The sequence below is a fragment of the Ureibacillus thermosphaericus genome (assembly GCF_012396605.1).
Taxonomy (GTDB): Bacteria; Bacillota; Bacilli; order Bacillales_A; family Planococcaceae; genus Ureibacillus; species Ureibacillus thermosphaericus.
Genome location: NZ_JAAXPW010000020.1, coordinates 1 through 11515 on the forward strand (window position 1 = coordinate 1; position 11515 = coordinate 11515).

Genomic DNA, 11515 nt, shown 5'->3' on the forward strand with positions numbered 1-11515 from the left:
GTTTTGCCTCCAGCTTCCTTCAGATTCCGCGTCACCACGGACACCCTTGCTCTTGGCTAACCTCTACTTCTGTCTTCGGGGTTCGGGACTTACACCCTATAGTTCATGTACATGCCGGGCGCACATAAAAAACGGCTTAAGCATTAATAACTTAAGCCGTTCATTTATAAACTAAATATATCACACGAAATCAAGCTGAACAGGAGCAACTTCCACCTGATCCGCATCCGCCTGAACTGCAAGATGTTTCAAAAAATGGGTTGCTAACTGGAACTTTAACCGCTTCAGAAACAGACTTTCCGATAATAAGACTTATTTCATCCAGCATATCTTGCAGCTCATTTTCCGCAAGCTTTAAATTCGCTACTTTTTCATCAAGATCCAGCTCTCTCTTCAACTTCCTGATTTCTTTCATAATTGTATGATAATCGGGATGATATTTGCCAAAGCGTTGTACATCCTCGTACTGCACTTTCATTCGATTAAATGCGGCAATTTTTTCAACTAATACTCTATCACTATATACAGCATGATGAGCTTGTTGATAATTGCGTACGGGCTCAGAACTGAGAATCATTGAGCTTAACGCATCCGCTTCATCTAAAATGAAGGCCCATTCTGATGTCATCATCATCATTTATTCCTCCAATCTGTACATCTATCATAGCAAAATTTGAACAAAGTTTAAATTTGCAATACTTGTTTTCTTGACCTTCATTTTGAAATTATTGAGACTGGCAATCATCCACTTTATTTTTTAACGATTTAGCTAATACAGATTGCACACACTCATAATCGGAAAAATAAATCTCCTTATCTTTAAACGTTTGTGTCGTTTCATGGCCTTTACCTGCAATAACAATCGTATCTCCTTCTTTTGCAGATAAAATCGCCTTCTCTATAGCTTCTGCCCGATCTAAAATCATTTCATATTTTTGAGTGGATATAAAACCAGCTGCAATTTGAGAATTAATATATGCAGGATCTTCACTTCTTGGATTGTCTGTTGTTAAATAAATCATATCTGCATACTTTGTAGCTACTGCTCCCATTTTAATTCGTTTATGTTTATCTCGATCTCCACCACAACTAAAGACTAATATTAAATCACCTTTGGCAGTTTTTCTTAATGTTTTCAATATTGCTCTAAGTGCTGCTTCTGTATGGGCATAATCGATATAAATAGACAAATTTAAATGGTTTGGAATGGACTCAAGCCGACCTTTAGGCAATCGCAACTGCTCTGCCGCTTCACAAATATTTTCGATAGAAAAGCCTAATTCGCTTACTGTCGTAATTGCTGCAATAGCATTTTGCAATTGATGTTCTCCTACGAATGGCAAAGTAAATACTTTTTGACCTTTATCGCTCTGTAAACAGCAAGTGGAATGATGATTTCCCTCTGCTAATAGTTGCAATTGATAATTTACACGATTTCCAAGACCAAAATAAGTTTTTTTCTTTTTCGATTGTAAGCCTACTGTGCGACAAAATGAATCATCACCATTTAGTACTAATTTATCTGCTAGTTGAGCCAAAATTTGTTTTGATTGTTTATACTTCTCGTAAGAACCGTGATCTTCAATATGATCTTCCGCTAAATTTAAAAATACGCCAATATCAATATCACAATCATCTAGTCGATGAGTAGATAACCCCATGGAAGATGCTTCAAGTACGACATATTGAACTTTATTGCGTACTGCGTATTGCAATATTTTGTGTAAATGTTTTGGTTGTAGCGTTGTTAATGCTTCATATTCTATTTGTAATTCTTCACCGTTTATAAAAACTCCATTCGTTCCAATTACCATTACTTTTTTATGTAGTGCTTGTAATAATTGACCAATAAAATGGCTCACAGTCGTTTTTCCATTCGTCCCTGTAATGGCAATCACTTGCATCGCTTCTGCTGGAAATCGATAAATTTTTGCAGCACTAAATGACATGAATTTTAAACAGTTTGGTACCCAAATAAGTGGAACGGATAACTTTAATTGATCAAGTTGTGTTTCATCTTCAATGACAACTCCAACTGCTCCATTTTTTACAGCCAAATCAATATACTGATATCCATCAAATTTTCTTCCTTTTCGTACAACAAATAAATCACCGGGTTTTACATGTTGTGCATAGTCTTCAACGCCATTTACTTCTACACGGATGGAACCGCCTTTTACCGTACATGGCCAATCTTTCAATAATTCTGCTAATTGCACTGTGTCACTCCTTTTCCCTATCATATGCCTAGGTCGCTAATGTGACACTGTCAGAAAAGGGTCAACAATAATCCCGTATCCCCTTTTAAAAAAAAGCGCCATTATCCCTGTGGGATATGGTGAACTTTTATATAACGGCTCATTATTTATTAAGAAAGATTTGAGTATAATAATTAATGAAAACGCCTGATCCTACATGAGTGAAATCATCATTCAAAATTAATTGACGATGGTCTTCCGAATTGAACCAACCGTGGGCAGCTTCAATGGCATCGTAATATGCAGTTGCCAAGTTTTCGCCAGCTTCATTATATGAAACAGAATGAGATTCTAAACGATCTTTTAAAGAACCGAATTTCGGAGAATCATGTGATAAATAATTTTCCATATACATTTCTTCACTATGTTCCATTGCAACGATACTTGCATCAACATCCCATTGTAAAGCAGTCACACGTTCTTTTTTACGAAAAACATTTACAATATCAAACAATTGTCTCGAATAGCCTTCATTGCTTTGTTGTAACACATAAGAATTTAAATTAAGCGTTGGAATGAGATCCCCTACAAAAGTCATCTCATATGGCCGATGTTTAATAAGGGTTTCGCTGTTAATAAATCGAATTCCAATTAAAGTATCAGTGAATTGGTCAATATATAATTGAGCAAAAACACCGTCAAATTTTACTAAAATCCGAGTGTGCATATCGTATTCTGTCAATGAAAAGATGTAAATATTTTCCCCTATTTTGACTGATATCTCCGGATTAACTATCGTCATTCGATAAATTTCATCAAGGGTTTGGCCAATTTTATAAGGAGTGGCATCCATATTTTCACCAGCTATGTATACTTGAGTAATTTTCCCGTGATCAACACCAAACATGGCAAAGGAATTACTATCATGATTATAAATCCACCATTCATAACCATAGGCGCTTTGGTCGATGCGATTCGGTTCACCAAACTCTTTCAATAATATATTACTTTCTTGATTTATGTATGTAGAGACCCCCGCTTCCGGTCTTGGTAAAGCATCTTCAAACCCATCTGGAATTTCTGTTTTTGGAATGACAGTAGATTTCAAATTTGGTCCTTCTAAAGGTTTTAATTCACTAGTTGAATCTGATGTATAATAATACACAATAGCTAAAGAAAAAAGGACAATTAATATTCGAAAGAGAGTTTTCATACAATTCATATCCTTTTCTATAATGGTTTAATTATACTAAATTAATCATGTATGACACAATGTTGTCATTGCAACTCTTGAGAAATTGCACTATTATAAAATTATGCGTTAAATTTTGTGCGATGTAACTAAAGGAGGAACATTCATGTATTTCGAAAACAAAACACTTGAAGATATAATAGTTGAACAAGCAGTACTTGTTGATATTATGGAAAAAAACGGTTTACAATGCCATGGCACATGGGACTATGATCGTATGACATTTGACAAACGTTTCGATGTAAAAGAAGGCCGTTATTATCTACGCGTATTCTGCACTGCAATTTCAGGTGACTGTGGAAATAACAGCGCAACTTTAAAAATCTTAAAACCCGCACTTGGTAAATATTATTATCCACATGGCGTAGAATACGGTGATGATGAAGTATTCCCAACTCATTTAGTAAAAAAATGTGAAACGATTTTAGAAAATGTGAAAAAAGATTTAGCCGAATTAGGCATCGCTTAATGCACTCATATATTCATTTTACAAAAGAGGCAGCTGAATAGCCTCTTTTTATTTTTGCTTCAAATTTTACTTAAAAAATAGAAATAAAAAAAGGAGCTATTAAATTAGCTCCTATTAAAATCCAAATATTGCTTTAATGACAGAAGTAGTTTCTCCGCCTTCATAAATAACATATAGAAGTAAATAGACAATAACGCCTGTAATGGCAGTAAAGAACCATATAATACTCGTAATCGGTCCAAGTCGATTATGAGTGCGATACTTTTCCCTTAATCCTGTCACAATGCTAACAATACCAAAAACAGCTCCTACTGTAGCTAATAGGATATGGAAAAATAAGAAGAATGTATAATATATTTTTAACTCTTCTGGTCCACCAAAAGACGTATTACCAATAAAGATAGTTCGACTAGCATAAATAATAAAGAATATTAATGCACTAACACCAGCTGCCAACATTACTTTTTTATGTGCTTCTTTTTTTCCTTTAATGATTAACCCCCATCCAATTGCAACTAAAATTGCACTTATAACGATGAAGGCTGTGCTGATAGTTGGTAAAATTGGTACGCCCATTCTTTACAAACTCCTATTCTTAATATTGATTTCTTTTTTTCGCTTGAAACTCACTATATGCTTTTGCAGTAATTTCTTCTTCACTAATTTTGTGTTCATCTCTCCACCAGTCGATGAATACAAAATACAGCAAAATTCCTAAAATTATTTCTTGGATAATTTTCATAAGTACTCCGCCCAATTGTTGGTCACGAATTGGTGATAAATTCGTAAACAATTCTGGACCAGATAGTTGAACTGTTGTACTTATGCTAGCTAGAGTTTGATCCGGCACACATAGAGCCATTGCTCTTAACCATGCTTCTCCATCAGTATATGTTGCATAGACAGGATCTTTTGTAAAAATAATTAATGCACAAGCAGGAGTTATTACAACAGCTGTAGCAATTATATATCCAATCTTGTACAACCCTTTTAATTTCGGTTGCCCTGGCACTTCATTCACAAGTGGCCAGTACATAAAAAAGGCAGATAAAAACAATACAAGACTAGCTAAACCATGTAAAGTTTCATCAATTTTAATGTAGTCAAATACTAAAGGAATATGATATACAGAGAAAGTTAATGCAAAACCCAGTACCGAAACGATCGGATTTGTAAACACTTTAATTAGTTTATTGACTACCGGAAACTCAACTACGACTTTCCAAACCCACCATGGAATTCCTTTAATAATCAATATTGGTAGTAATAGCAAATAAAAGGCCATTTGAACCATATGCATTGTAAACGTTATATTCGACATTAAATCAATCGGCGATCCTTTTATTACATATAAAAGCACGATTCCTAAAACAAAGTAAATCGCCTCTCGTTTCTTCAATGGTTCACTCTCTTTAAAATCACTTCTCCAACGAATTGTAATGAGAAAATAGACAATGACTAAAAAAATCAATGTCCCAATCATATATGGGCTCCACAAAGCTTGAAACCCAAATATACTTAAAGGCATATTATCGCTCCTTAAAACCAAGTAGTAAAAATAGCAAAGTTCTATTGACATTATATCATTATTTCACTATACGAAATGTAATAAAAAGGCCATCTTTTTGAAGAAAATATGATATTTTTCAAAAGTAAATATATGTAAGAATGGCTGCCTAGAAATTCTAGACAGCCATTTTCATTACCACCAAATAATTGTGTTAAATGCCAAGAAGAATGTGAATGCAATGACAGCTCCTACCCATACAAAAGTGGAGATTACACCGATAAAAGGTGCATGTTTATCATCCATATGCATGAAGGAATATAGTTGTAATACAACTTGAATACCAGCTAATAGTAAGATCACTGGTTTAATAAAAGTTGGTGCAAAGTCAGCAACAACTGTTGCAAATGCAACGAATGTTAAGAAAATCATAATCGCAAAATTAATAACTTGCTTGCGCATTTGTACTGCGCTTTTTCTGCGATCAAATTCGTATTGGGACTGGCTTCTACCTTGAATCTCAGTATCGTGACTCATATTATCCTAACACCCCCATGAGGTATACTACCGTAAAGATGAATACCCAAACAACGTCAATAAAGTGCCAATAAATGGACGCTACAAAGTATTTAGGTGCGTTGTATAGATTCAGACCACGACTAGCATTACGGACGATTAAGCAGATCATCCAAACTAATCCGATAATTACGTGAAGACCGTGCGTTCCTACAAGTGTAAAGAATGCTGAAGAGAACGCAGATTGAGTATAACCAAAACCAATGTGTACATAGTGATAGAACTCATAAATTTCAAGGGCAAGGAAGCCAAGTCCAAGAAGAACTGTTACTCCAGTCCAAAGTTGAACCCCTTTGAAATTATAGTTTTTCAAATGATACATCGCATATACAGAAGTTAATGATGATGTTAAAAGGAACATCGTCATCACAAAGGCCAATGGTAATTCAAATAGTTCTTGAGATGTGAACTGCATACCTGCTGGACCTTTGTTTCTCAAAGAAATGTATGTTGCAAATAAACTTGCGAATAACACAATATCGCTACAAATGAAAATCCAAATACCTACGTACTTATTTTTACCTTCATGTGTTGCTTGTTCTGGGTGTTCTGGCCAAGTTTGAGGGGTGAATTTAGTATTTAACATTATTTATTTCCCCCTTTTCCATAAAGCTCATTTTCAATTTCAATAATTTCTTCTGCATGTAAGTGATATCCTAAATCATCTTTTACTGAACGAACAATCATTGCAAGTACAGTAATACCAAGTCCAATTACCATTACTGGTACTGACCAAGATTCTCCATCTGGATGATATAATGCACCAAATGCAGCGACGAATAATCCGATTGACATAATAAGCGGTAAAATTGAGTTATTTGGCATATGAACATCGCCAAGTGGCTCTGCATATGTCATGCCTTCAGGATTTCCTTCTTGTTTTTCAATCCAATATGGGTCAAATCCACGAACAAGTGGAGTTTGTTTAAAGTTATAGAATGGAATAGGAGTTTTTAATGCCCATTCTAAAGAACGTCCATCTCCCCAGTAGTCGCGGCAGTTTAATGGTTCAGATTTAATTGATAACAACATGTTTAGAACCATTAACACTACACCAATTGCCATCATAATCGCACCGATGGATGAAATGAAGTTGAATAAATCCCAACCTTGACCTTCCATGTAAGTGAATACGCGGCGTGGCATACCCATTAATCCAAGGAAGTGCTGTACAAAGAATGTTAAATGGAATCCGATAAAGAAAATCCAGAATGTCCAATAACCTAATTTTTCGCTCATTGCACGGTTGAAGAATAACGGCCAATAGAAGTGGAATGATGCAAAGATTGCCGTTACGATACCACCAACGATTACGTAGTGGAAGTGTGCAACGATAAAGTATGAATCGTGTAATTGATAGTCAAGTGGTGCAGTTGCCTGCATTACACCTGTTACCCCACCAGCAACGAAAGATGGGATAAATCCTAAAGCGTAAATCATTGGTACAGTAACTTTAATAGAACCGCCCCAAATTGTCAGAATCCAGTTAAATACTTTCATACCTGTAGGAACAGCAATCGCCATTGTTGCAACTGCGAAAATAGCGTTAGCTGTTGCACCAAGACCAGTTGTAAACATGTGGTGAGCCCAAACCATGAATCCTAAGAAACCGATTAAGATTGTCGCGAATACCATTGAAGAGTATCCAAATAAACGTTTACGAGCAAATACCGGAATAATTTCAGAGAATAATCCGAATGCTGGTAAAACTAAGATATACACTTCAGGGTGACCGAAAATCCAGAATAAGTGCTCCCAAATAATCGTATTACCACCCATTGTATGATCGAAGAAGTTTGCATCGAACATACGGTCAACTAACATCAAGAATAACCCTACAGTAAGTGGAGGGAATGCGAATAAAATTAATGTACTAGAGATTAGCGATGTCCAAGTAAATAAAGGCATACGCATAAATGTCATACCTGGTGCACGCATAGTGATAATAGTAACAATGAAGTTAATACCAGAAATTAATGTACCTGCACCAGAAATCTGTAAACCTAATACATAGAAGTCAATACCATGTCCAGGTGAATATAAAGATAATGATGCATATGAAGTCCAACCAGCATCAGGTGCTCCACCCATAAAGAATGATAAGTGCAAGAATGTAGCACCTAAGAAGAATAACCAAAATCCTAATGAGTTCAGGAATGGGAATGCTACGTCACGAGCACCAATTTGTAAAGGTACAACCATGTTCATAAAGCCGAATAATAGTGGTGTTGCTGCTAAAAAGAGCATTGTTGTACCGTGCATTGTTAATAACTCATTGAAAGTACCGGCAGAAATAAAGTCGCTATTTGGAAACATTAGTTGAATACGCATTAAAAGCGCTTCAAAACCTGCGATAGCAAAGAATAATAGCCCAGAGAATAGGTACAATACCGCAAGTTTTTTATGGTCAACAGTTGTTAAATAGTCCCAAATAACCGCACCCACGCCCTTTTTCTTTGTGACTGCTACTGAGCTCACAACTTTAACCTCCTTAATTAATCTCTATCTATATCTTTTAAATGATTATTTTTCAACTGATAAGCTCATTAAGTAATCAGCTACAGCACTTACTTCCTCATCAGTTAATTCTTTATACATGTCAGTCATTAAGTTGCCTGGTTTATATTTTTCAGGATTTTTAATCCATGCTTCTACATTCTCTTTTGTATGCTCTAAGATACCTGCAACACGGTTGCGATCACCAAATGTTGTTAAGTTTGGACCCATTGCTCCAGCAGGGCTAACTGCAGAAACTGCGTGACAACCTAAGCAGTTTTGAGCAAATACTGCTTCACCTAAATCTGTTGAATCAGTAGAAGCTGTTTGACCTTCTGTAGCTTGCATAGCAGCTACCCAAGCATCAAAGTCTTGACGATTTAATGATTTTACTTTGAAATCCATTAATGCGTGAGAAGGACCGCAAAGTTCAGCACATTTTCCGTACCATACACCTTCTCCACCATTTAAGCCTGCAGATTCTTTATCGAATACTAGATAGAATTTATTTACGTTTTCAACGTTAGTATCGATTTTTCCGCCGATTGCAGGAATCCAGAATGAGTGTTTAACGTCAGCTGCTTTTAAGTTGAAGTAAACCTTTTCATTTGTTGGAACAACTAGTTCTTGAGCAGTGACAATACCATATTCAGGATATTCAAATTCCCACCAATATAATTTTGCAGTAACATTTACTGTTAGCGCAGTTGGATTACCTTCCTCATCCACTTCATCCATAGCAGATACATCGGCAAATTTATAAGTAGCCAAAATAGTTGGAACAGATAAAATTAATAAAAGAATAATTGGGATAACTGTCCAAATTACTTCTAAAGTGTGGCTACCTTCCACTTGTTTTGGCATGTAATCTTCGCCGAGTTTAGAGCGACGGAATTTCGCGAAAGTAAGTAAATAAAGAACTGAAACTACTATAACTACTAACGTCATGATGCTTGTAGCTAGTAATAGTAGATTAAATTGCTCTTTTCCGACAGCACCAGATGGTCGAAGTGTTGAAATATACTCTTCACCACAGCCCGATAAAATAATAGCAAATGCTGCTAATAACGGGAAAAGAGACCATTTTTTAAGCCCTTTCTTCATAGCTTAATTAAACCCCTCTTTCTTTTGATTGTCTTGTCTAACAGGACATTATGGCTCTATCTATTTGAATTCTTTATTGAAGAAAGAATCCCTGATGGTATAAAACTGTTAATTAATGAGTGAAATTTTTACTGTAATTCATATCATCAATCAAACTAATACAACATATACTTAGTATAAACAGTACTTAATCTAATAATGGTGCTTAATAAGTGCAAAAACCGCTATTTAGCAGTTTATACATAAAAATGAAACAATAACCATATTAACATACAATTTTCATTAGATGAATGACATTTTTTTAAAATAAAAATTTAAATATAACTCCATGCATTTATTACATACATGTCCTAATGAAAACACAGTTTCCCCATGAGCTCCATTTTCACTAGCTCTGAGTTTACTATGACGATCATTATATTGGCAAGAAAATTCAATGCCTCAAAATTTCAGCCCGCTATTATTTCCCTCCTTTTTTTCCTTTCAAAATTGTAAGCTTTACTTACTAAATTCTACTATATCGAACTTTGTGCCAAATTTCTAGATTATAAGGTGAATTTTGTGTGAAACACCAAGTTCAATGACCTTAATTTCTACTTTACTACAAAGCATATTATAAGGAACTATCAATTAATAGTATTTTTGTGAAATCTTTTTCACATTTCTGTGAACAGTTTGTGAAATTTCATATCAATTATTTCGTGCGAATTCTTTGAAGTTGTCTTTTTTGTATGAATTCGCTATCATCATAAAAGCATAGCTTTTTTCATGCAATTTTTACAGAGTATAAAAGTAGGTGTCAATTAATGCAACACAGGTATTATTGGATATTAAAATGGGTTGCAGTAGCTACTACCCTTGGTATGTTGCTTATTCTATTAGGGGGAGCTCTCGTAACAAAAACGGATAGCGGTTTAGGCTGTGGTCGAAATTGGCCAGATTGTAACGGATCATTGATTCCGAAAGAAATTACTACTGAAGTGTTGATTGAGTTTTCCCATCGCTTTGTTACCGGGGCAGTCTCCATCCTAGTTTTAATATTAGTTTTTTGGACATGGAGATCTCTCAGTCACGTTAAGGAAGTTAAATTTTTAGGATTTCTAGCAATCTTTTTCCTTGTATTGCAAGCATTAATTGGTGCTGCCCAAGTACTTTGGGGACAAGGCGATTTTATTTTAGCCCTGCACTTTGGTATTTCCCTTATTTCCTTTGCAGCCGTAATGTTGCTCGCAATGATTGTTTTCGAAGTCGATCAGAAATTTGATGCTGATCGGGTTATTATTCGTAGAAAATTAAAGTGGCATACCATTGGTGTTACCCTTTATTCATACATAGTAATATATACCGGAGCGCTAGTTAGACATACAGGATCAAGTTTAACATGCCCTAGTTGGCCGTTTTGCTATAACGATAAACCATTTAGTTTACCTAGCAAAATGTATGAATGGGTGCACATGGGGCATCGTTTAGCCGCATTATTAATTTTCATTTGGATTTTATATATTATGATTCATGCCTTTAAACATTATAAAGATCAACGGGTTATTTATTGGGGCTGGATTATCGCGTTTATTCTTGTTGCTTTGCAAATTATTGCAGGCATGTTCATTATCTTGACTCAATTAAATTTAGTCGTGTCCTTACTGCATTCATTGTTTATTACACTATTGTTCGGACTGTTATGTTATATGATTTTATTAGTTGCCCGTAGTTCTTATAACGAAAATAAAAGATAATTTTCATGTGGATTGTTCTCTTAATGAGAGGCAATCCATTTTTATTTCATTACTATTGAATCGAATCTTCAAATCCTTAAAGATATTCCCCAAGCAATAATTGCTATACTACTATATTTCTTACGCTCTAGAGAATTTATCAACCAAATATTAAAAAAAAATGAGCGAATTAGAAAA

General features: G+C 35.0%; 11 protein-coding genes. 2 read left to right on the forward strand and 9 right to left on the reverse strand.

What is annotated here, in order from left to right; genetic code table 11:
* Nucleotides 1-190: 190 nt before the first annotated feature.
* The 3 genes from HF990_RS09040 to HF990_RS09050 form a co-directional block, all read right to left on the reverse strand.
* Nucleotides 191-634, reverse strand: a complete 444-nt coding sequence (locus tag HF990_RS09040; RefSeq protein ID WP_016837531.1) for a YlbF family regulator — start codon at nucleotides 632-634, stop codon at nucleotides 191-193.
* Between the two features lie 91 nt (nucleotides 635-725).
* A complete protein-coding gene (locus HF990_RS09045; protein WP_168412451.1) occupies nucleotides 726-2219 on the reverse strand; it encodes a UDP-N-acetylmuramoyl-L-alanyl-D-glutamate--2,6-diaminopimelate ligase in 1494 nt (497 codons plus the stop codon).
* Between the two features lie 142 nt (nucleotides 2220-2361).
* The gene (locus tag HF990_RS09050) at nucleotides 2362-3411 is read right to left on the reverse strand and encodes a CAP domain-containing protein (protein ID WP_016837533.1); all 1050 of its coding nucleotides are present in this window, start codon (nucleotides 3409-3411) and stop codon (nucleotides 2362-2364) included.
* 145 nt (nucleotides 3412-3556) lie between these two features.
* Between HF990_RS09050 and HF990_RS09055 the strand changes: the two genes are divergently transcribed.
* Complete coding sequence (locus tag HF990_RS09055; RefSeq protein WP_016837534.1) at nucleotides 3557-3919, forward strand: YugN family protein; 363 nt, start codon at nucleotides 3557-3559, stop codon at nucleotides 3917-3919.
* A 114-nt stretch (nucleotides 3920-4033) separates the two neighbouring features.
* On the opposite strand, the gene HF990_RS09060 is transcribed toward HF990_RS09055, so the two are convergent.
* The 6 genes from HF990_RS09060 to coxB all read right to left on the reverse strand — a co-directional run bounded on the left by HF990_RS09060 (nucleotide 4034) and on the right by coxB (nucleotide 9602).
* Nucleotides 4034-4495 carry a DUF420 domain-containing protein gene (locus HF990_RS09060; protein WP_016837535.1) on the reverse strand — a complete coding sequence of 154 codons (462 nt, stop codon included), beginning with the start codon at nucleotides 4493-4495 and terminating at the stop codon, nucleotides 4034-4036.
* A 19-nt stretch (nucleotides 4496-4514) separates the two neighbouring features.
* The gene (gene ctaG / locus HF990_RS09065; RefSeq protein WP_016837536.1) at nucleotides 4515-5447 is read right to left on the reverse strand and encodes a cytochrome c oxidase assembly factor CtaG; all 933 of its coding nucleotides are present in this window, start codon (nucleotides 5445-5447) and stop codon (nucleotides 4515-4517) included.
* A 174-nt stretch (nucleotides 5448-5621) separates the two neighbouring features.
* On the reverse strand, nucleotides 5622-5963 hold the full coding sequence (locus HF990_RS09070) for a cytochrome C oxidase subunit IV family protein (protein WP_016837537.1): 342 nt from the start codon (nucleotides 5961-5963) through the stop codon (nucleotides 5622-5624).
* Nucleotide 5964: 1 nt separating this feature from the next.
* Nucleotides 5965-6591: a cytochrome (ubi)quinol oxidase subunit III gene (locus HF990_RS09075; protein ID WP_026019003.1), complete on the reverse strand. Its 627-nt coding sequence runs from the start codon at nucleotides 6589-6591 to the stop codon at nucleotides 5965-5967.
* Entirely contained in the window at nucleotides 6588-8480 is a 1893-nt protein-coding gene (locus HF990_RS09080; RefSeq protein WP_016837539.1) for a cytochrome c oxidase subunit I, read from the reverse strand. Before HF990_RS09080 ends, HF990_RS09075 begins: the two co-directional genes overlap by 4 nt.
* 45 nt (nucleotides 8481-8525) lie before the next feature.
* The gene (gene coxB / locus HF990_RS09085) at nucleotides 8526-9602 is read right to left on the reverse strand and encodes a cytochrome c oxidase subunit II (RefSeq protein WP_016837540.1); all 1077 of its coding nucleotides are present in this window, start codon (nucleotides 9600-9602) and stop codon (nucleotides 8526-8528) included.
* A gap of 806 nt (nucleotides 9603-10408) precedes the next feature.
* On the opposite strand from coxB, the gene HF990_RS09090 reads away from it, so the two are divergent.
* Nucleotides 10409-11338 carry a COX15/CtaA family protein gene (locus HF990_RS09090; RefSeq protein WP_016837541.1) on the forward strand — a complete coding sequence of 310 codons (930 nt, stop codon included), beginning with the start codon at nucleotides 10409-10411 and terminating at the stop codon, nucleotides 11336-11338.
* Nucleotides 11339-11515 lie beyond the last annotated feature (177 nt).